This is a genomic window from Luteimonas sp. Soil_C_16 (assembly GCF_057657295.1).
Genome location: NZ_JBDGIS010000007.1, coordinates 22792 through 43451 on the forward strand (window position 1 = coordinate 22792; position 20660 = coordinate 43451).

General features: G+C 67.0%; 19 protein-coding genes and 1 tRNA gene. 15 read left to right on the forward strand and 5 right to left on the reverse strand.

Going from position 1 to position 20660, the window contains the following annotated elements; genetic code table 11:
• Nucleotides 1-50: 50 nt before the first annotated feature.
• On the forward strand, nt 51-611 hold the full coding sequence (locus AC3A5T_RS13435; RefSeq protein ID WP_487629005.1) for a DUF1439 domain-containing protein: 561 nt from the start codon (nt 51-53) through the stop codon (nt 609-611).
• Nucleotides 601-1314, forward strand: a complete 714-nt coding sequence (locus tag AC3A5T_RS13440; protein ID WP_487629006.1) for a hypothetical protein — start codon at nt 601-603, stop codon at nt 1312-1314. Before AC3A5T_RS13435 ends, AC3A5T_RS13440 begins: the two co-directional genes overlap by 11 nt.
• A gap of 179 nt (nt 1315-1493) precedes the next feature.
• Here the strand turns inward: AC3A5T_RS13440 and AC3A5T_RS13445 are convergent, their stop codons facing one another.
• On the reverse strand, nt 1494-1988 hold the full coding sequence (locus tag AC3A5T_RS13445; protein ID WP_487629007.1) for an SET domain-containing protein: 495 nt from the start codon (nt 1986-1988) through the stop codon (nt 1494-1496).
• 184 nt (nt 1989-2172) lie between these two features.
• Here AC3A5T_RS13445 and AC3A5T_RS13450 point away from each other — a divergent pair, with 184 nt between their 5' ends.
• The 9 genes from AC3A5T_RS13450 to AC3A5T_RS13490 all read left to right on the forward strand — a co-directional run bounded on the left by AC3A5T_RS13450 (nt 2173) and on the right by AC3A5T_RS13490 (nt 11549).
• On the forward strand, nt 2173-2643 hold the full coding sequence (locus AC3A5T_RS13450; RefSeq protein ID WP_487629008.1) for an SUF system Fe-S cluster assembly regulator: 471 nt from the start codon (nt 2173-2175) through the stop codon (nt 2641-2643).
• A gap of 16 nt (nt 2644-2659) precedes the next feature.
• On the forward strand, nt 2660-4117 hold the full coding sequence (gene sufB, locus AC3A5T_RS13455; RefSeq protein ID WP_487629009.1) for a Fe-S cluster assembly protein SufB: 1458 nt from the start codon (nt 2660-2662) through the stop codon (nt 4115-4117).
• A gap of 94 nt (nt 4118-4211) precedes the next feature.
• Nucleotides 4212-4976: a Fe-S cluster assembly ATPase SufC gene (gene sufC, locus AC3A5T_RS13460; RefSeq protein WP_332076568.1), complete on the forward strand. Its 765-nt coding sequence runs from the start codon at nt 4212-4214 to the stop codon at nt 4974-4976.
• On the forward strand, nt 4976-6214 hold the full coding sequence (sufD, locus tag AC3A5T_RS13465; RefSeq protein WP_487629010.1) for a Fe-S cluster assembly protein SufD: 1239 nt from the start codon (nt 4976-4978) through the stop codon (nt 6212-6214). The genes sufC and sufD overlap by 1 nt, the downstream gene beginning before the upstream one ends.
• The gene (locus AC3A5T_RS13470) at nt 6211-7494 is read left to right on the forward strand and encodes a cysteine desulfurase (RefSeq protein WP_487629011.1); all 1284 of its coding nucleotides are present in this window, start codon (nt 6211-6213) and stop codon (nt 7492-7494) included. Before sufD ends, AC3A5T_RS13470 begins: the two co-directional genes overlap by 4 nt.
• Nucleotides 7495-7578: 84 nt before the next feature.
• Nucleotides 7579-8118: a GNAT family N-acetyltransferase gene (locus AC3A5T_RS13475; RefSeq protein ID WP_487629012.1), complete on the forward strand. Its 540-nt coding sequence runs from the start codon at nt 7579-7581 to the stop codon at nt 8116-8118.
• Complete coding sequence (locus AC3A5T_RS13480) at nt 8115-8450, forward strand: non-heme iron oxygenase ferredoxin subunit (RefSeq protein ID WP_487629013.1); 336 nt, start codon at nt 8115-8117, stop codon at nt 8448-8450. The genes AC3A5T_RS13475 and AC3A5T_RS13480 overlap by 4 nt, the downstream gene beginning before the upstream one ends.
• 134 nt (nt 8451-8584) lie before the next feature.
• The gene (locus AC3A5T_RS13485; protein ID WP_487629014.1) at nt 8585-8995 is read left to right on the forward strand and encodes a hypothetical protein; all 411 of its coding nucleotides are present in this window, start codon (nt 8585-8587) and stop codon (nt 8993-8995) included.
• Nucleotides 8996-9146: 151 nt separating this feature from the next.
• On the forward strand, nt 9147-11549 hold the full coding sequence (locus AC3A5T_RS13490) for a TonB-dependent receptor domain-containing protein (RefSeq protein WP_487629015.1): 2403 nt from the start codon (nt 9147-9149) through the stop codon (nt 11547-11549).
• Nucleotides 11550-12257: 708 nt separating this feature from the next.
• Here the strand turns inward: AC3A5T_RS13490 and AC3A5T_RS13495 are convergent.
• Both AC3A5T_RS13495 and AC3A5T_RS13500 read right to left on the reverse strand, forming a co-directional pair.
• Nucleotides 12258-12902 carry a HutD/Ves family protein gene (locus tag AC3A5T_RS13495; protein ID WP_487629016.1) on the reverse strand — a complete coding sequence of 215 codons (645 nt, stop codon included), beginning with the start codon at nt 12900-12902 and terminating at the stop codon, nt 12258-12260.
• Nucleotides 12903-13475: 573 nt separating this feature from the next.
• Entirely contained in the window at nt 13476-13835 is a 360-nt protein-coding gene (locus AC3A5T_RS13500) for a ComEA family DNA-binding protein (protein ID WP_332076558.1), read from the reverse strand.
• Between the two features lie 209 nt (nt 13836-14044).
• Here AC3A5T_RS13500 and AC3A5T_RS13505 point away from each other — a divergent pair, with 209 nt between their 5' ends.
• Together AC3A5T_RS13505 and AC3A5T_RS13510 are read left to right on the forward strand one after the other, a co-directional pair.
• A complete protein-coding gene (locus tag AC3A5T_RS13505) occupies nt 14045-15565 on the forward strand; it encodes a M20 family metallopeptidase (protein WP_487629017.1) in 1521 nt (506 codons plus the stop codon).
• Nucleotides 15566-15664: 99 nt separating this feature from the next.
• Nucleotides 15665-16666, forward strand: coding sequence for a sulfate ABC transporter substrate-binding protein (locus AC3A5T_RS13510; protein ID WP_487629018.1), 1002 nt, complete (start codon nt 15665-15667; stop codon nt 16664-16666).
• A gap of 3 nt (nt 16667-16669) precedes the next feature.
• Here AC3A5T_RS13510 and AC3A5T_RS13515 read toward each other — a convergent pair whose 3' ends face one another.
• Both AC3A5T_RS13515 and AC3A5T_RS13520 read right to left on the reverse strand, forming a co-directional pair.
• Entirely contained in the window at nt 16670-17935 is a 1266-nt protein-coding gene (locus tag AC3A5T_RS13515; RefSeq protein WP_487629019.1) for a cation:proton antiporter, read from the reverse strand.
• 125 nt (nt 17936-18060) lie between these two features.
• Nucleotides 18061-18136 (reverse strand) — tRNA-Phe (locus AC3A5T_RS13520).
• A 153-nt stretch (nt 18137-18289) separates the two neighbouring features.
• Here AC3A5T_RS13520 and AC3A5T_RS13525 point away from each other — a divergent pair.
• Together AC3A5T_RS13525 and AC3A5T_RS13530 are read left to right on the forward strand one after the other, a co-directional pair.
• Nucleotides 18290-18763, forward strand: a complete 474-nt coding sequence (locus AC3A5T_RS13525; protein ID WP_332076538.1) for an LEA type 2 family protein — start codon at nt 18290-18292, stop codon at nt 18761-18763.
• A 52-nt stretch (nt 18764-18815) separates the two neighbouring features.
• Nucleotides 18816-20606, forward strand: a complete 1791-nt coding sequence (locus AC3A5T_RS13530) for an acyl-CoA dehydrogenase C-terminal domain-containing protein (RefSeq protein WP_487629020.1) — start codon at nt 18816-18818, stop codon at nt 20604-20606.
• The last annotated feature ends 54 nt before the right edge of the window (nt 20607-20660 follow it).

The window sequence follows — 20660 nt, forward strand, 5'->3', positions numbered from 1 at the left end:
TATTCACGGCGCCTGCGTAGGGTGCCTCCATCGTCGTTCCGGAGCGTGCCATGCGCCGTCCCCTGCACCTGTCTGCCGCAGCCCTGCTGCTGCTCGTCGTCACTGCCTGTACCTCGCTGGGTGTGGTCTCGGCCTGGCTCAACGACCAGGTCGCGTTCACCACGCCGCAGCTGCAGCGCCAGCTCGATACGCGGTTCCCGCGTACCTTCGACAAGCTCGGCGGACTGGTGTCGGTCACGCTCGACAATCCGCGCCTGACGATTCCGCAGGGCGATCGCCGGCTGCGGCTGGACTTCGATCTCGGCGTCGGCGGTGTCGCCGCGGACGATCGCCCGGGCCGTCTCGCACTGGTGAGCGGTTTGCGCTACGACCCCGCGACCCGTGGCCTGCATCTCGAAGATCCCGAGCTGCTGCAGTTCGACCTGCCCGGGTCCAATGCCCTGCTGAAGAGCGGTGCGCGCGGCATCGTCAACAGCCTGCTGTCCGAGTACGCGCGCAGCGAGCCGGTCTATCGCCTCGACGACGACCTGCTGTCGAAGCTGCCCTCGGGCAAGCGCATCGGCAACGTCGACATCACCGATGGCCGCGTGGTGGTGCACCTTGCGCGCTGATCGCGGCATCGTGCATCGCGGCGCCGCTGCAGTTGCGGTCGCATTCGCGCTGGTGTGCGCCCTCGGCGCCTGCGACCGCGACGCGGCACGCGCCGACGCCGAGGCATCCGGCCATGCGGCCGACGGCCCGCTGCCCCAGCCGCAACAGAACGCGGGCGGCGTCACCGGCCTGAGCGGAGAGCCGGGGCCCGGCAACATTCCGCTCGGCGGCGAACAGCCGCTGCCCGAAGCCGGCATCGAGGAAAGCGCGCTGCTGCCGCTGGAAGACAATCCGGAAACCGGCCTCACCGGTGTACCGGGCGACGCCGCCGTGGCCGGTCCCGAGCCGACGCCCGAAGAAGCCTCGGCGGTGATCCGCACCTATTACGCCGCGATCAATGCGGTCGACTACGCGCGCGCTTATGCCCTGTGGTCCGACGGCGGCCGCGCCAGCGGACAGTCGCCCGAGCAGTTCGCAGCCGGCTTCGGCGATACCTCGGTGGTGATGGTCGACATCGGCGCACCGGGCGCGGTCGAAGCCGCCGCGGGTTCGCGTTTCATCGAAGTGCCGGTGTCGCTGCGCGCCCAACAGACCGACGGCAGCAGCCGCCGTTTCGAAGGCCGCTACGTCCTGCGCCGCGCGATAGTCGACGGCGCCAGCGACGCGCAACGCACATGGCGGATCGCGTCGGCGGATCTGCGGGAAGTGTCTCCGACGCCGTGACGCTCGAGCCCCTCTCCCTCCGGGAGAGGGGTTGGGGTGAGGGTTGCTTTTGACTGTGACCCTGAGCACGGGGCTCTCGGTAGAGCCCCTTCACCCCACCACCGGCATCCGCCGATGGTCCTTCCCTCCCCCTGAGGGGGCGGGACATAGGTGTCTTCCGCCCGCAGCGGAAGACAGCTTTACTTCTTGGGCTGCAGCATCGTGCCGGTGCACTTTTTCGAACCACAGCGACAACCCCACAGTTTCTTGAGCTTCGGGGTGTGCCGCTCGGCGAGGGTGATGCCGTAGTTGTAGGCCAGCTCTTCACCGGCGGCGATGTCGCGCGTCGCTTCGATGAAGACCTTGTCCTTGTGCCGGCGCTCCTTCGGATCTTCCTGCACGACGGCTTCGCAGTTCGGCGCGCAGCTGTGGTTGATCCAGCGCGCGATGTTGCCGTCCTCGTTCGCGTCGATGACGTAGTCGTCGTTGAGCGTGAACAGGAACGTGTGGCCGTCCTCGTCGATGTCGCCGTACTGGGCATCGACATCGTCGTGCGTGCGCAGCAGACCCTTGTAGCGGACGATCCGCTCGCCCTTGGCGATGGCCTCGGTCGCGAACACACCGTTGCCGTGGATGCTCGACAGACGCGCCTCGATCTTCTTCGTCGTCTTGGGCTTCTTCGGCGTCTTGGGCATTGCGGATTCCACGGCGGAGTGAGTCCGCATTGTGGCCAACAACCCGTCGAGCCGCCAGCGCAGGCGCCTCGCCGCAGCGCCCTGCGATGAACGCCCGCCGCCCGCCACATTGAGCTGCCGGACGCAAAAGCGTACAATTTTGGTCCGCTTTCATCCGACGCGTCTCCGGTCCCCCCCGCCTGCAATGCTCCGTGTCACCAAGCTCACTGACTACGCCACCGTCGTCCTGACCGTGCTCGCCGCACGGCCGCAGGTGGTGATGAGTGCGGCCGATCTGGCGGAACAGTCTGGCCTCGAAGCGCCGACGGTCAGCAAGCTGCTCAAGCCGCTGGCGCAGGCCGGTCTGGTCGAAGGCTTCCGCGGCGCCAACGGCGGCTATCGCCTTGCACGCGAGGCCGCGGCGATCAGCCTGGTGGAGATCGTCGAGGCCATGGAAGGGCCGCTCGCGATGACCGAATGCAGCCTGCACGACGGTCAGTGCGGCATTTCCGAGCAGTGCGGCGTGCGCGGCAACTGGCGCCGGATCAACGACGTGGTGGCCGATGCGCTGCGCGCCGTGAGCCTGGCGCAGATGCTCGACGACGCGCCGCGTCCTCAACCCATTTCCACCGCCGGTGGGGCGAAGCGCATCGACGCCCGCCTCGCCCGCGCTTAGACAGTAGGCAGCCCCCATGGCCACCGACATCGCAGAACCAATTGCGAACGCAGAAATCCACGAGCAGCTCGGCCGTCGCTACGACGCCGGCTTCGTCACCGACATCGAGTCCGACAGCTTTCCGCCCGGCCTCGACGAGGACGTCGTCCGCGCGTTGTCGGCGAAGAAGGAAGAGCCGCAGTGGATGACCGACTGGCGTCTCGCCGCCTATCGCCATTGGCTGACGATGCCGGTGCCGCACTGGGCGAAGCTGTCGATCGCGCCGATCGATTTCCAGGCCGTCAGCTACTACTCGGCGCCCAAGGCCAAGTACGCCTCGCTCGACGACGTGCCCAAGGAACTGCTCGACACCTACGACAAGCTCGGCGTGCCGCTGCATGAGCGTGCGCGTCTGGCCGGCGTCGCCGTGGACGCTGTGTTCGATTCGGTGTCGGTCGGCACGACGTTCAAGAAGGAACTCGCCGAGAAGGGCGTGATCTTCTGCTCGATGTCCGAAGCGATCCAGGACCATCCCGAGCTGGTGAAGCAGTACCTCGGCAGCGTGGTGCCGGTGAGCGACAACTACTTCGCCGCCCTGAACTCGGCCGTGTTCTCCGACGGCAGCTTCGTGTTCATCCCCAAGGGCGTGCGTTGCCCGATGGAACTGAGCACCTACTTCCGCATCAACGCCGGCCACACCGGCCAGTTCGAGCGCACGTTGATCATCTGCGAGGACAATGCTTACGTGTCCTACCTCGAAGGCTGCACCGCGCCGATGCGCGACGAGAACCAGCTGCATGCGGCGGTTGTTGAGCTGGTCGCGCTGGAAGACGCCGAGATCAAGTACTCGACGGTGCAGAACTGGTACCCCGGCGACGAGAACGGCAAGGGCGGCATCTACAACTTCGTGACCAAGCGCGCGGAATGTCGCGGCGATCGCAGCCGCGTGGTCTGGGCGCAGGTTGAAACCGGGTCGGCGATCACCTGGAAGTACCCGTCCTGCGTGCTGCTCGGTGACGACTCGAGCGGCGAGTTCCATTCGGTCGCGCTGACGCATCATCGCCAGCAGGCCGATACCGGCACCAAGATGATCCACGTCGGCAAGCGCACCAAGTCGAAGATCGTCAGCAAGGGCATCAGCGCCGGCCGCGGGCAGAACACCTATCGCGGCCTGGTCAAGATCGGCGCGGGCGCCGAGGGTGCGCGCAACTACACCCAGTGCGATTCGCTGCTGATCGGCAAGCAATGCGGCGCGCACACCTTCCCGTACATCGAGGTCAAGCACCCCGGTGCGACCGTCGAGCACGAAGCGACGACGTCCAAGATCAGCGACGACCAGCTGTTCTACTGCCGCACGCGCGGCATCAGCGAGGAAGACGCGGTCAGCCTGATTGTCGACGGCTTCTGCAAGCAAGTGTTCCGCGAACTGCCGATGGAGTTCGCCGTCGAGGCCAAGAAGCTGCTCGACGTGTCGCTGGAAGGTTCGGTCGGCTGACACCGCGGCCGGCCCGCGGGGCCGGCGATGCACCCGTTCTTCGACGCAGCGTCATCGCGCCTGTTCTCTTTCTCTTTTTCGAATTCCGACACCCATGCTCAATATCGACAACCTGCACGCCTCCATCAACGAGCGCGAAATCCTCAAGGGCCTTTCGCTGCACGTGAAGCCGGGCGAAGTCCACGCGATCATGGGGCCCAACGGCGCCGGCAAGTCGACGCTGGGCAACCTGCTCGCCGGCCGCGACGGTTACGAGGTCACCGACGGCAGCGTCGCGTTCCAGGGCCAGGATCTGCTGGCGCTCGAACCCGAAGAGCGTGCCGCGGCCGGCGTGTTTCTCGCGTTCCAGTACCCGGTCGAGATTCCGGGCGTGAACAACACCTACTTCCTGCGCAGCGCACTCAATGCGCAGCGCAAGGCGCGTGGTGAGGAAGAGCTCGATTCGATGCAGTTCCTCAAGCTGGTGCGCGAGAAGCTCGCCGTGCTGCATCTCGACGACCGCCTGCTGCATCGCGGCGTCAACGAAGGCTTTTCGGGCGGCGAGAAGAAGCGCAACGAGATCTTCCAGCTGGCCGTGCTCGAACCGAAGCTGGCGATCCTCGACGAGACCGACTCGGGTCTCGACATCGACGCGCTGAAGAACGTCGCCGACGGCGTCAACGCCCTGCGTTCGCCCGACCGCGCTTTCATCGTGATCACCCACTACCAGCGCCTGCTCGACTACATCAAGCCCGACGTCGTGCACGTGCTGGCCGACGGCCGCATCGTGCAGACCGGGGGTCCGGAACTCGCGCTGCAGCTCGAAGAGAAGGGCTACGCCTGGATCAAGGACCGCGTCGCGCCGGAGACCGCCGTCTGATGAGTGCCCTGCTCGACTCTCTCGCCGCTGGTTTCGACGGCGACGCCGCACGTCGCGCGGCCCTCGACGCGACGCTTGCGACCGGCCTGCCCGGCCCGCGCAGCGAAGCCTGGAAGTACACCTCTCTGCGCGCACTGGAACGTCGCAGCTTCGTTGCGCCGCAGACCGATGCCGCTGTCGACCCGGACCTGCTGGCCGCGATTCCCGCGCCGCGTCTGGTCTTCGTCAACGGCCGCTTGTCCGCAGCGCTGTCCGATACGGGCGCTGCCGTCGCCGGCCTGTCGATCGGCACGCTCGCCGATGCCGGCACGCTGCCCGAGATCGACACACGCGACGACGCCGTGTTCGCCCGACTCAACGACGCACTTGCCCGTGACGGCGCATCGGTCTCCGTCGAGGGCGGTGCCCGTATCGACTCGCCCGTGCATCTGGTGTTCGTCGGCGCGCCTGCGGAAGGTGATCTCGCCTGGCATCTACGCCATCACGTCGTGCTCGGCGAAGGCGCGGCGCTGACGCTGGTCGAGCATCATCTCGACATTGGCGCGCACCGCCATCTCGACAACACCATCATCTCACTGCGCGTCGCCGATCGCGGCGAACTGCACCACGTGCGTCTGCAGCACCGGGGCATCGGCGCGACCAGCTTTCTGCGCACCGACGCAGAGTTGCAGGCCGCCTCGGTCTACACCCGCGTCGATGTCGAAGCCGGCGGTGCGCTGTCGCGTCACGAACTCGACGTGCGCCTGCTCGGCGACGACGCACGTCTGACCGCGAACGGCGTGCTGCTGGCCGGTGGCCGCGCGCATGTCGACACGCGCCTGGGCATCCGCCACATCGCGAAGGACACCGCCTGCGAGCTCAAGTGGCGCGGCATCGGCGACCAGCGCGGTCGTGTCGTGTTCCATGGCGGCATCACCATCGATGCCGGCGCCGACGGCACCGACGCGCGCTTGTCGAACAAGAACCTGCTGCTGTCGCCCACGGCCGAGATCGACACCCAGCCGGTGCTGGTGATCCACGCCGACGAAGTGCAGGCCGCGCACGGCGCGACGGTCGGCCAGCTCGATCCGGGCGCGCTGTTCTATCTGCGTTCGCGCGGCCTGCCGGCGTCGGATGCCCAGCGTCTGCTGACCGCCGCATTCGTGCGCGAGCCGCTGTCGACGATCACCGATCCAGAGCTGCGTGCGCACGCCGAGGCCGGTCTCGATCGCGTCCTGTCGGGACTCGCCCTCGTATGAGCACCACCCTGCCGCCGCTGACGCCGCCGTTCGATGCGCCCAGCGCGACGGTCGCGCATGACGGCAGCGTCGACTGGGCCGCAGTGCGTGCGGACTTTCCGCTGCTGCTGCGCGAAGTCCACGGCAAGCCGCTGATCTACTTCGACAACGCGAATACCGGCCAGAAGCCGGCGTCGGTGATCGATGCGGTAGACGGTTTCTACCGGCGGCAGAACGCCAACGTCAGCCGCGCGGTGCACCAGCTCGGCACCGAGGCGACCGACGCCTACGAGGGCACGCGCACCAAGCTCGCCCGGTTCCTCAATGTGCGCAGCGACGAACTCGTGCTGTGCAGCGGCACGACGTTCGCGATCAATCTGGTGGCCTGGTCGTGGGCGCTGCCGCGGCTGAAAGCCGGCGACACGATTCTCGTCTCGCGCATGGAGCATCACGCCAATATTGTGCCGTGGCAGCTCGTCGCCGAGCGCACGGGTGCGACCGTGCGTGTGGCCGAAATCCTTGAGGACGGCACACTCGATCTCGACGCGCTGCGCCGCGCGATGACATCCGACGTCAAACTGCTCGCGCTGACCCAGGTTTCCAACGTGCTGGGCACGGTGAACCCGGTGCGCGAGATCTGCCGCGAGGCGCGCAAGCGCGGCATCGTCACCGTCATCGACGGCTCGCAGGCCGTGCCGCATCGCCGCGTCGACATCGCTGCGCTCGGCTGCGACTTCTACGCGTTCACCGGCCACAAGATGTGCGGCCCGACCGGCACCGGCGCGCTGTGGGCACGCCGCGAACATCTGCAGGCGATGCCGCCGTTCCTCGGCGGCGGCGAGATGATCAAGGAAGTCAGCTTCGAAAAGACGGTCTACAACGACCCGCCGCACCGCTTCGAAGCCGGCACACCGAACATCGCCGGCTTCGTCGGGCTCGGCGCCGCGGTCGACTATCTCGATCGGCTCGGCATGGATCACGTCGAACGCCGCGAAGCCGAACTGCTGGCGCATCTCACCGAATCGCTGCAGGAGATCGATGGCCTTCGCATTTTCGGTACAGCGCCGGACAAGGCCGCGGTCGTGGCGTTCCTGATCGAAGGCGCGCACGCGCACGATCTCGCCACGCTGCTGGATCTCGAAGGCGTGGCGATCCGCTCCGGCCAGCACTGCGCGCATCCGCTGCTGCAGTTCTACGGCGTCGCTGCCACCTGCCGCGCGTCGCCCGCGTTCTACAACACGCACGAGGAAGTCGACGCCTTCGTCGCTGCCCTGCGCAAGGTGCGCACGCTGCTCGGTTGAGGCTGCGGCTGCATCGCCGCGCATCCGCGCGCAGGCACCGGGCCATCGCGGGATAATGGCGGCGTCACGACTTCAGCCGCCGCCATGTCCGCTCCCGTGTTCCGCACCGCCACACCCGTCGATGTCCCCGCCCTCGTCACCTTGGTGACGTCTGCCTATCGCGGCGAATCCAGCCGCAGCGGCTGGACCACAGAAGCCGACCTGCTCGATGGCGCGCGCATCGATCCCGACGTGCTGGCGCACGACATCGTCCGCGCCGACAGCCGCGTCGTCGTGATCGATGGCGACGACGGTCGGCCGCTGGCCTGCGCGCACGTCGCGATCGAGGACGGCGTCGGCTACTTCGGCATGTTCGCGGTCGATCCGACGCTGCAGGGCCGCGGCACCGGCGACGCGCTGCTGCGCGAGTGCGAACGCATCGCCCGCGACGAATGGCGCCTGCCCGGCATGCGCATGACCGTCATCGACGTGCGCGATGCGCTGATCGCGTTCTACGTGCGCCGCGGCTATCGCCGCACCGGCGTGCACAAGCCGTTTCCGTACGGCGACACCCGCTTCGGCAGTCCGCGCCGCGACGACCTGCGCTTCGAAGTGCTGGAGAAGACCTTCGGAGTCACCCCATGAGCGACACCTGGACCTTCGTCTGCGCGACCGGCGAACTGCTGCCCGGCGAGATGCGCACCACCTTCGACGAGATCACCAGCGTGCCGATCATCGTCTTCAACCTCGACGGCGATCTCTACGCGCTCGAAGACCAGTGCAGCCACGAGGATTTCGGCCTGTCGAGCGGCGGCGAGTTCGATGCGGCCGTGGGCACGATCGAATGCGTACTGCACGGCGCGAAGTTCGACGTGCGCGACGGACGCGCCCTGTGCGCCCCTGCGTACGAGCCGGTAGCGAAGTTTCCGACCAAGGTCGAGCATGGCGGTGTCTGGACCCGCGACGACCGCGATTGAGGCAAGCGGACACAGGATCGAGCGTCTTGGCGGCTTCATTCGCTGCTAACCGGAATCGTTGACCTTTGATGTCGAGAATCATTCTCGGTTAAGATCCCGTGATTGGGCGAGTGTGCCCGCAGGGGAGCGCAGGCGTGCCGCAGGGCATCCGGTCACTGACGGAACAGTTCGGCGCACGTGTGCGCCCGGGTGTCGATGGCGTGCGCGCCCTGGCGCTCGGCCTGCTGTTCCTGCTGCTGTGGGCGGCCACGCTGGGGCCGGCCGCGATGGCGGTGACCCTGCCCGACGGCGCGTCCGCACAAAGCGCCCACATCGAACACGGGGGCGAGACGCCGCCCGCGCCGGACACCACGCCGTCGCTGTCGTCCAGCCGGTCGACGCCGCGTCTGCTGCTCGCGGCCGACGTTGCGTTCGCTGCCGCAGCGATGCCGGTGCCGTCTGCATCGCGACGCCGACGTATCGCGCGTCGTCTGCATCCAGCGGTTTCCCCGCCCCGCCACGGCCCGCCACGCCGCCAGCACCGCGGCCGCGCGCCGCCCCGCTGATTCCGGATACCGCCGGCCCGTGCCGGCGCCCCGCATCGCGCATGCCCGCCACCGGGCGTGACGCGCTGCGGCCTGTCGCATGTCCGCATGCGCACCCCACTCCGGCCAGCCGACGCCACGCCGCGTATCGATCCCGTCCAACGAGACCTTCATGACCCGTTTCCCGATCCGTCGTCCGCTCGCCATCGCCCTGCTGGGCCTGCTGTCCGCGCCCGCCTTCGCCGACAGCGCGACGGCCAACCCGGCCACCGACTTCGACACCGTCGTCGTCACCGCCGCCGGCTTCGAGCAGAAGCTCACCGATGCGCCCGCGAGCATCAGCGTCATCACCCAGGAAGACCTGACCAAGCGTCCGTACATGACGCTGCTCGATGCAGTGCGCGACATCGAAGGCATCGACGTCGGCGAGACGCGCGACAAGACCGGCCAGGGCTCGATCTCGATGCGCGGCATGGGCTCGGACTACACGCTGATCCTCGTGGACGGCAAGCGCCAGAACAACCACGGCGACATCTATCCGAACAACTTCGGCGGCAACCAGTTCAACCACATCCCGCCGCTGGATGCGATCGAGCGCATCGAAGTCATCCGTGGCCCCGCGTCGACGCTCTACGGCGCCGATGCGATGGGCGGCGTCATCAACATCATCACCAAGAAGGTGCTCGACGCGTGGCACGGCTCGGCGACGGTGAGCCGCTCGTTCGAGGACAGCGAGTTCGGCGACGACACCACGGTGGACGCCTTCGTCACCGGCCCGCTGGTGCCCGGCGTGCTGAACCTCAGTGCACGCGCCAGCTGGTACGACCGCGATGCATCCAACCCGGTCTACGCGCCGATCACCGATCCCGCGGGTGTCGAACGCACGCGTCCGCTGGGCTTCGGCGGCGGCGGCAAGACCGTCGACAACACCAACAAGGCCGGCGGCATCACGCTGGCCTGGATGCCGACCGAGCATCAGAGCCTGACGCTGGACTACGACACCTCGCGCCAGGAATACGACAACGCGATCAAGATCAACGATCAGGGCGTCGAGGAATATCCCGTCGGCACGGTCGACAACATCAACAGCATCTTCACCGCCGGCAATTACTGCCTGGGCGCTGCCGGCGCGAACGCGAATGCCTGCCGCGCGAATGGCGGCACCTGGGCACGCCGGGCCAATCCGCGCGTCGGCTACGGCGCGGTGCAGGAATTCACCCGCGATGCGTGGTCGCTGACGCACGAAGGCCGCTGGAACTTCGGCAACAGCTTCGTCTCGCTGTCGCACGTGGCGACCAACAACGACGGCCGCACGATGCCGTTCACCGTCGACGAGCGCGCCGAGCTGCTGCGGATGATCGACGGGACCGGTCCGTACGCCGGCCTGTCGCTGGCCGAGCGTCGCGCGCTCGCCGAATCGACGTTCCTGCCGCGTCCCAAGCGCACGCTCGAGAGCGCGCAATACACGCTCGATGCCAAGCTCGACGTGCCGTTCCAGTTGGCTGGCGAGCACATCGCCGTGCTCGGTGCACAGGTGATCCAGGGTGAATTGACCGATGGCATCTTCGGCATCGAAAGCGGCACGCCGGGCCTGAAGCAGGAACACAACATGTACTCGCTGTTCGCCGAGGACACCTGGACCATCACCGAACCGTTCGCGCTGACCGCCGGCCTGCGCTGGGATGACCACGAGGTCTTCGGCAACCACCTCAGCCCGCGTCTGTACGGCGTCTACACCGTCAGCCCGCAGTGGACGGTCAAGGGTGGCGTCAGCACCGGCTTCAAGACGCCCAAGACCACCCAGCTCTACGACGGCGTCACCGGTTTCGGCGCGCAGGGCACCTCGCCGATGTTCGGCAACCCGGATCTGCAGCCCGAGACCAGCACCAGCACCGAACTGGCGGTCTACTGGCAGAGCCCGGACGGCCACAACGCCAACCTGACGCTGTTCCACAACGCGTTCGAGGACAAGATCGCGTCCCAGCCCTGCGGCCCCGGTACCACACTCACATGCACCGCCGCAGGCGAGTACGCCGACATCGGCTACGCATCGAGCAGCAAGACGGTCAACATCGACAAGGTGGTGATTCAGGGCGCCGAAGTGGCAGGTCGCTGGCAGATCAGCGAGGCATTCGGCTTCCGCGCGAACTACACCTTCACCGACAGCGAGCAGAAGAGCGGCAGTGCTGCGGGCCTCCCGCTCGGCAACAGCGCGCGCCACATGGCCAACGCCACGCTCGACTGGCAGGCCAGCGAACGCTTCAACCTGTTCCTGACCGCCGAAGCGCGATCCAAGCGCTACCGCGACCTGCACGTGATCACGCGCGAACCGCTGTACTACAAGGATTACGAAGTGCTGCACCTTGGTGCCTCGTTCAAACTCAACGAGTCGGTCACCTTCAACGGGCGCATCAACAACCTGCTCGATCGCGACTTCACGACCTATGACACCGAGTTCCGCGATCTCGACGATGCGCCGGGCTTCGACGGCACCAACGAGATCCTGTACTTCGACCACTACAACAACAAGGACAAAGCGCGCGGCCTCTGGCTGAGCGTCAACGTCCGCTTTTGAGTGATCCCAAGTCACGGCGCTCTGCACGGGCGCCGAGTTTGTTGCACCGCCGGGTTTGTTGTATCGAACAACACGCGCCCGCTCCGTCGATCCGGAGCGGGCGTTTTCGTCTCGCACGCCGTGGAGCTACTACGGGAAGTCGTGGCGACTATGGGCAGTTCGGTTCAATAAGCGGAGCAGACGCCCGCCCTCTTGGACCGCAACAGTCGTTCCCCTGCACAACGTCGCTCGAATTGGTTCCGAGCAAAACGCATCCCGCAAGCCGAGCAGCGATCGCGTCGTGGAGAACCACTGCGAGCGCGCGCGTTGCCGGTATGCGTCTTCTTCGCTTCGCGCCATTTCAGCGCCTGCGTCGCCGATGTGAATCTTCTTCGCTTCGGCACTGCGAGCGATCGCGTTACCGACAAGCGTCTTCTTCGCGACGGCTACGCTGTGACTCCCGCGGATATCTGATTACAGCTCAAAGGACTCAAGACGCAGTTGCCTGACTTTCCGCAGCTAGCGGACCTTCCCTGGAACGTCCGGGGCTTTCGTCGCGGCAGCAGTCGATACAATAATTCAGAGCCCCTCTCCCTCCGGGAGAGGGGTTGGGTGAGGGCCGAAGATCGCAGATCTGCCGCAGCCATGAGCTCGATAAGGGCTGCAGCTCGGATGCATCTTCATAGCCACAACGGCCGCCCGCCCTCGACGCGCAGCTGGGCAACGCGTCTATACCTGCAGATCCGGAGATCGAATCGGCGAAAGCGGTACAGGCTGGAACCGGGTCAACACCACTTCCCCACCCCCGTCCAGCACGTAGCGGCACCGTCTGTCCGGCGCGCGCAGCACAAGCGTGTCGCCACGTTCGAGCACTCGCGTATCGCCCGCAGCGAGTCGCGCATGACCCGCCAGCACGTGCAACAGCCAGCAGGCGCCGGGATCGACGAACACCACCATCGTTCCCACCAGCGGCCGATGCCAGGTCGATGCCTCGATCCGGTCCGGACGCCACATCAGATTCAGGGCACTGACGCCGGGCCCTGCCGGCTCGCCCCGAAGCACCCGCTCGCCGGAAAAACGCAGCCGCGCATGCGGCGGTTGCAGATCCGAGACCTGCCCATCCTCGAAGTGCAGCGTCAGTCCATCGCCGGTCAGCAACATCAGCTCCCGCTCGACACCCTCGAACCGGGAGAACGCCGCGGTCTGTTCGATCTCCGCGATCGACAACCGCCAGATCCAAGCCTCCGCACCCGCGCCGGGCTCGGCATGGATCTCCCTGGTCCATCCCAGACCATTGCGCCAGCGCGCGCGCTGCGCCTCGTGCGCATCGATCCGCTGGACACAAGACAGCTCGCCTGAAGTCGTTTCGTGCATGACACCAGTCTAGAACCCCGGAACCGCGAAATCCGCGCGCTTCCGATATGCCCCCGCGCTCGATGCCACACGCAAGGGCTGGCGAAGTGCGGGGCCGCGCAGACTTCTTGAGACGAGCACTTCGCGTCCCGCCAGCGCACCTCGCCCGCCGGTGCCCAAGGCGGCAGGCCTCGGGAGCCAGATTCAAGCCAAAGGCGTAAAGCGCAAGCCCTGAGCCGCAAAACGCACGATTTAAAGGCTGAGGCCGAATGGTGGCGCGGACAGACATGCCCGCGCGCCGCCGTGACTGCGACTGCGACTAGGACTGTTCAGGCTACCCATCGAACTTGGATAGAAACCGCTTGGCCAGCCACGCGCTTCCGATCCAATCGGTACACACCGAATGGCGGAAGACGGGGCCGTCTCAGAGCGCACTCCGGATACCGTCGCCCAAAACAGGGTCGCCCGCTTCGCATCCAATGCGAGGCGGGCGACGGTTACGTCCCTGTAGCGGCATCCTGCCGGTCCCGTGGAGCGTCCTGCTCCTCGCCTGACGCCGGCACTCCCTGTGCCGACGTCAGCGATGGGTCAAAGTCAGCGCAGTTGCGCTGCCCCCTTGGTCCCGGCTGCAGCGGGCGGGCTCGGTGCCCGCGTCGCGCCAGCCTGCGATCCGGCTGCACCGATCTCGATGCGATCGACGTTGTGCTCGACGGTCCGCAACCCGATGCCTTTCACCTGCGCCAGTTGCTCGGCGCTTCGGAACGGCCCGTTTTCATCCCTGAAGGCCACGATGGCTTCCGCCTTGGCCTGCCCCACGTTGTGCAGCACGCGTGCCAGCGTGGCTGCATCCGCGGTGTTGATGTTGACCTTTTCCACGCTTTCGTTTGCGAAAGCGGTGCCTGCCAACAGCAGTGAGAGGCACAGCGACGCAAGCACGGCTCGGATCGACTTCATGTCCTGAACTCCTTGGTATTGGGGGGATTCCATTCCCGACTGGCGATTCATTCGTCCTTGCCGGTACAGCCAGTCTTCCCAACACCAGGCAGCCAGAATATCCGCGGCACTGCTGGGCCGTAGCCAGCCGAACGCCCGAGCAGTTGTAGGAAAATTCCTACACGCGGGTCCGCGATAGAATCGGGGTTTTACGCACACTGGAAACCCGAATGGACAGCAGCCAGACCGACCGTTTTGTCGGCGCCAAGTGGGACGACGAAATCGTCCCCCAGCTCGTCGAATACATCCGGATCCCCAACAAGTCGCCAATGTTCGACGCCGACTGGGTCGCCAACGGCCATATGGAACGCGCAGTCGAACTGATGTCGGGCTGGGCCAAGGCCCAGTCGATTCCCGGCATGGTGCTGGACGTGGTCCGCCTCGAAGGCCGCACGCCACTGATCTTCATCGAGATTCCGGCGGCGAACGGCGGCAGCGACGACGACTGCGTGCTGCTCTACGGTCATCTCGACAAGCAGCCGGAAATGACCGGCTGGGACGACGATCTCGGCCCGTGGAAGCCGGTGCTGCGCGACGGCAAGCTCTACGGCCGCGGCGGTGCCGATGACGGCTACGCGATCTACGGCTCGCTGACCGCGATCCTGGCGCTGCACGAGCAGGGCCTGCCGCATGCGCGTTGCGTGGTGCTGATCGAAGCCTGCGAGGAGTCGGGCAGCTACGACCTGCCCGCCTACGTCGACCATCTCGCCGGGCGCATCGGCAAGCCGTCGCTGGTGGTCTGCCTGGACTCGGGTTGCGGCAACTACGACCAGCTCTGGTGCACGACGTCGCTCCGCGGCCTCGCCGGTGGCAATCTGACCGTCAAGGTGCTCGACGAGGGTGTGCATTCGGGCGATGCGTCCGGAGTCGTGCCGTCGAGCTTCCGTCTGCTGCGCCAGCTGCTGTCGCGTATCGAGGACGAAGTGACGGGCCGCATTCTGGTCGAGGGCCTGCACGCCGACATTCCGGCCGAACGCCTGGAACAGGCACGCCGCGCGGCCGAAGTGCTCGACACTGCGATCTACGACAAGTTCCCGCTGACCGGCGCGCTCCAGCCGATGTTCCCGAAAGACGCGCAGGGTCAGGTGTCGGAAGACCTGTCGGAGCTGGTGCTCAACCGCACCTGGCGCCCGGCGCTGTCGGTGACCGGCGTCGACGGCATTCCATCGTTGCAGTCGGCCGGCAACGTGCTGCGCCCGCACACCGCGGTGAAGCTGTCGCTGCGCCTGCCGCCGACCGTGGACGGCAAGCGCGCCGGCGAACTGTTGCAGGAGGTCCTGCTGGCCGATCCGCCGAACGGCGCGACCGTGACGCTGGTTCTCGAAAAGGCCGCCACCGGGTGGAATGCGCCGGCGATGTCGCCGTGGCTCACGAAGGCGATCGACGACGCCAGCCAGGCGTTCTTCGACAAGCCGGCGATGTACATGGGCGAAGGCGGCTCGATCCCGTTCATGGGCATGCTGGGCGAGAAATTCCCCGGCGCGCAGTTCATGATCACCGGCGTGCTCGGCCCGCATTCCAACGCACATGGTCCCAACGAGTTCCTGCACATCGAGATGGGCAAGCGTGTGACCAGCTGCGTCGCACGCGTAATCGTCGAGCACCACCACGCCGGCCAGCGTGGCGAGACGACAGGGGCCGCCGTGGTCGCCGACAGCGGCACGCGGCACGGCGATCACGGCTGCTGCTGAGGTTCGGGAGGGCCGGCGGCAGCGCCGGCCCAGTGTGCTCATGCCTTTCCCCGACGACCGGGTAATGTGGCGCCGACGCCGCCCCCACGGAGTCTGGCGATGACGATGCGTCTTGTTGCCCTGCTACTGTGCCTTGCGCTGCCGACACTCGTGTCGGCCGAGGACCTCGTCCTCCGCAACGCGTCCTATGACCCGACGCGCGAGTTCTATGTCGATTACAACCGCATGTTCGCTGCCAGCTGGCGGCAGAATGGCGGCGGCGATGTCGAGGTGCTGCAGACGCATGGCGGCTCGGGCGCGCAGGCCGATGCGGTGATCGCGGGCGAGCCTGCGGATGTCGTGACGCTGGCGCTTTCGGCGGATGTGGACCGGATCGCGTCTGCGGGACTGCTGGATGCGGACTGGCGCAGGCAGATGCCGCACGGCAGCGTGCCCTACACCTCGACCATCGTCTTTCTCGTCCGCAAGGGCAATCCGAAACACATCGCCGACTGGGGCGATCTCGTCAGCGATGTCGAAGTGGTGACCGCTGACCCGAAGACGTCCGGCGTCGCGCGCTGGAGCTATCTGGCGGCGTGGAGCTGGGCCGCGCGGACGTATCGCGATGGCGGGCGTGTGCTGGACTACATGCGCGGGCTCTACGGCAAGGTGCCGGTGCTCGACCGCGGCGCGCGCGGGGCCCGCGACACTTTCGTCGACCGCGGCATCGGCGATGTGCTGCTGGCATGGGAGAACGAAGCGCTGCGCGTGCTGGCCGATCCGCAGACCAGCCAGGCCTTCGAGATCGTCTATCCGAGCATCAGCATCCGCGCCGAACCGGTGGTCGCGGTGGTCGATCGCAACGCCGACACCCACGGCGTGCGAGCGGTCGCGGAGGCATATGTCGAGACGCTGTACACACCGGCGGCGCAGCGCCTGGTCGCGCAGCACCATTTCCGCCCGATCCTGCGCGACGGCGTGCCGCCTTCGCAGCTCGCGCGTTTCCGATCGCTGCCCATGGTCACCGTCGACGAGGCGTTCGGCGGCTGGTCAAAAGCGCAGGCCACGCACTTCGCCGATGGCGGCCTGTACGACCGCATCCGCGCCGCGCCGACGCGCTGAACGTCAGGGCGCGTCCTGCGCCGGGGTGGCCGGCAGTTCGCCACCGCGGCGACGCATGATCCAGTTGAACAGCGGCGTCGCCATCAACGTGGTGACGATGGCCATCAGCACCAGGATCGAGAACAGCCCCTGTTTGATCACCCCGGCCTGCAGGCCGATGTTGATCAGGATCAGTTCCATCAGGCCGCGCGCGTTCATCAGCGCGCCGATCGCCTGCGCATCGCGCGGGCTCTCGCCGGCCATGCGCGCGGCCGCCCAGCAGGCCAGTCCCTTGCCGGCGAACGAGACGAGCAGGATCGCGCCTGCGGCGAGCAGCAGCTGCGGCTCCAGCACCATGCCCAGATCCGTCTTCAGCCCCGAAAAGGTGAAGAACATCGGCAGGAAGAACACGACGACGAAAGGTTGCAGCGTGTCACGGACCTTTTCCACCAACGCGCCCTTGGGCATGCACGCGCCGAGCAGGAAGCCGCCGAACACCGCGTGGATGCCGATCGCGTCCATCAGCCACGCGCTGAGGCAGAACAGGATCAGCATGACCGCGAGCATCGTCGCGCTGAGCGGCGCATCGGGACGCACCGCATCGGCGAGCCTGCGCAGCAGCTTGCGCCCGATCAGCAGCATGAAGACCGCATAGGCGATGCCGCCACCGATCGCCCACCACGCGCTGTCCCAACTGCCACCGAAGCTGGCGAGCACGATCGCGAGAATGCACCAGGCCGCTGCGTCATCGACCGCGCCTGCGGTCAGCGCCAGCGTGCCCAACGGACTGCCGGCCAGGCCGCGTTCGTGGATGATCCGCGCCAGCATCGGGAAGGCGGTGATCGCGATCGCCGCGCCGAGGAACAGCGAAGCGTCCGACACGCGCACGTTCTCGGCGAACAGATTCGGAATGCCGAGCAGCCAGGGGGCGATCAGGAACGCCAGCGCGAACGGCACCACGATGCCGGCGATGGAGACCGCGAACGCGCCGCGGAAGCGCGACCGGAAATGGTCGCCGCGGAATTCGGTGCCGACCAGGAACATGTAGAGACCCACGCCGAACTGCGCGAACACGTACAGCGTGTCGAGCGTCTGCGCGGGAAACAGCGCTGCCTGCAGATCGGGCAGCATCCAGCCCAGCAGCGACGGACCGAGGGTGACGCCGGCGATCATCTCGCCCACCACCTGCGGCTGCCCGAGGCGCTGGGCCAGGCGGCCGACCAGACGACAGACCAGCAGAATCACCGCGGCCTGCAGGAAGAAGAAAACGGACAACTGGGCGGTCGGCATCGAAAGAGCTCCAGCGCCGTGGCGGCGCGCGGCGATGATGCGCTGCTGCGACGCGCGGGTAAACGGATTTCCGCAGCCCGGAACGCAAAAAGCCCGCACATGGCGGGCTTTCGACGATCCTGCAATGGTGGCCGGGGAGGGAATCGAACCCCCGACACGGGGATTTTCAATCCCCTGCTCTACCAACTGAGCTACCCGGCCACTGCGGGAGGCGCATGATACGGGGCAGGCTCGCGAACGGCAACCGTTTTTCGAAAACTCGTGTCGAGCGCCGCATTCGAGGCCATTCCGCGCAGCGGCTCGCGACCGGCGACGCGTTAACATCGGCCTCCACCCGCAACCGGAGTGCCGCGCATGAAACCGTGGAAACTGTTGACGATCGTGCTGCTGGCCGGCGCCCTCGCCGCCTGCGTAACCGGGCAGCGTCGCGTGTCGGAACCCACCGCGAGCATCCAGCAGCTGAGCGTCGGGGCCGACGGCAACTGGTCGGTCGATCTGCGCCTGCAGAACTACAGCAGCATTCCGATGCGCTTCGAATCCATCCGCTTCGCAGTGTCGGTCGACGGCGTGTCCGCGGGCACGCTCGAAGACGCCACCACGCTGACGATCGGTCCCGAATCGGCCGACATCCTGAGCTTGCGCTTGGCGCCGTCTGCCGAAGGCCGGTTGCACGCTGCCGATGCGCTGGCCGCGGGGCGCTCGCTGAACTACCGGATCGACGGCAGCATCCGCGCCGCGCCCGATGACCGCAACAGCGCCAGGGATTACACCGTGCGCCGCGACAGCACCCTCAATCCCGTGCCGGGCCTGCCCGGCGTGATGCGCTGACGCCGCCACCTCCTTTCACCGATACGAACACGCAAGCGAGCTAGACAGACGTATGAGCACCTACCACGCCCCGTTGACCGACATCCGTTTCGCGCTGCACGACGTGCTGCAGGTCGAGTCCCTGTTCTCCACCCTCGGCTTCGACGATGCGAACCGCGAAACCGTCGACGCCGTGCTCGATGAGTGCGCGCGCATGTGCGAGACCGTGCTCGCGCCGCTGAACCGCATCGGCGACGAACAGGGCGTGCGGTTCGACAAGGCCACCGGCGCAGTCACCACACCCGACGGGTTCAAGGCCGCCTACGACCAGTTCGCCGAGGGCGGCTGGACCGGCATGAGCGCGCCGACCGAATTCGGCGGCATGAACATGCCGCATGCGATCGGCATCTGCCTCGAGGAAATGATCGATGCCGCCAACCTCGCGTGGAGCAACTTCCCGCTGCTCTCGCACGGCGCGGTCAACGCGCTGCGCCACCACGGCGAGGACTGGCAGAAGGAAGTCTTCCTCAAGCCGCTGATCACCGGCACCTGGACCGGCACCATGTGCCTGACCGAGCCGCAGTGCGGCACCGACCTCGGCCTGCTGAAGACGCGCGCCGAGCCGGTCGCCGACGGCAGCTACGCGATTACCGGCACCAAGATCTTCATCACCGCAGGCGAGCACGACCTCACCGACAACATCATCCACCTGGTGCTCGCGCGCCTGCCCGACGCCCCCGCAGGCAGCAAGGGCATCTCGCTGTTCATCGTGCCGAAGGTCCAAGTTGCACGCGACGGGAGCGTGGGCGAGCGCAACGCCGTGCGCTGCGGCGCGGTCGAACACAAGATGGGCATCCACGGCTCGGCGACCTGCGTGATGAATTTCGATGGCGCGCAGGGCTATCTCATCGGCCAGCCGCACAAGGGCCTGATGGCGATGTTTACGATGATGAACACCGCGCGCCTCGGCGTCGGTGTGCAGGGTCTGGGCCTCGCCACGCGCGCCTACGAGAACGCGCTGCGCTACGCGCGCGAGCGTCTGCAGTCGCGTGCGCTGTCGGGCCCGAAGCTGCCATCGAAGCCGGCTGATCCGATTCTCGTCCAACCCGACGTGCGCCGCATGCTGCTGACCTGCAAGTCGCTGACTGAAGGCGGCCGACTGCTGGCGTACCACGCCGGTTCGCTGGTCGACAGCGCCGAGCTCGCAACCGACGATGCCGCGCGCAAGGAGGCCGACGATCTGCTCGGCTTCCTGACGCCGATCGTCAAGGGCTGTCTGACCGAATGGGGCAACGAGTGCACCTACCACGCCCTGCAATGCTTCGGCGGCCACGGCTACATCGCCGAGCACGGCATCGAGCAGCTGGCGCGCGATGCCCGCATCACGACGCTCTATGAGGGCACGACCGGCATCCAGGCGCTGGACCTGATGGGCCGCAAGACCCTGCAGTTGCAGGGCGCGGGTCTGCGCGTGTTCCTCGGCATGATCGAGCGCTTCTGCGCCGAGCACGCGAACGACGCGGCGCTGGCCGAGTTCATCGAACCGTTGCGGGCGAAGGCCGGCGAGTGGCAGGCGCTGACGCGTGCGATCGCCGGGCGCGCTGCGGCCGATCCCGAGGAAATCGGCGCGGCCGCGTACGACTATCTGTTCTTCTCCGGCTACGTGGCGCTGGCCTACTGGTGGGCACGCAGCGTGGCGGTGGCCGATGCCTCGTCGCGCCCGGAGAGCTTCAAGGCCGGCAAGCGCGAGACCGCACGCTTCTACTTCACCCGCATCCTGCCGCGCACGCTGAGTCACGCCGCGGCGATCGCGAGTGGCCCGGCCTCGCTGCTGTCGATCGCCGACGAGGCCTTCGACAGCTGAAGTCCTGCGCACACGTCGCGACCGCCACCAGGCGTCGCGACGTGTGTGCGATCG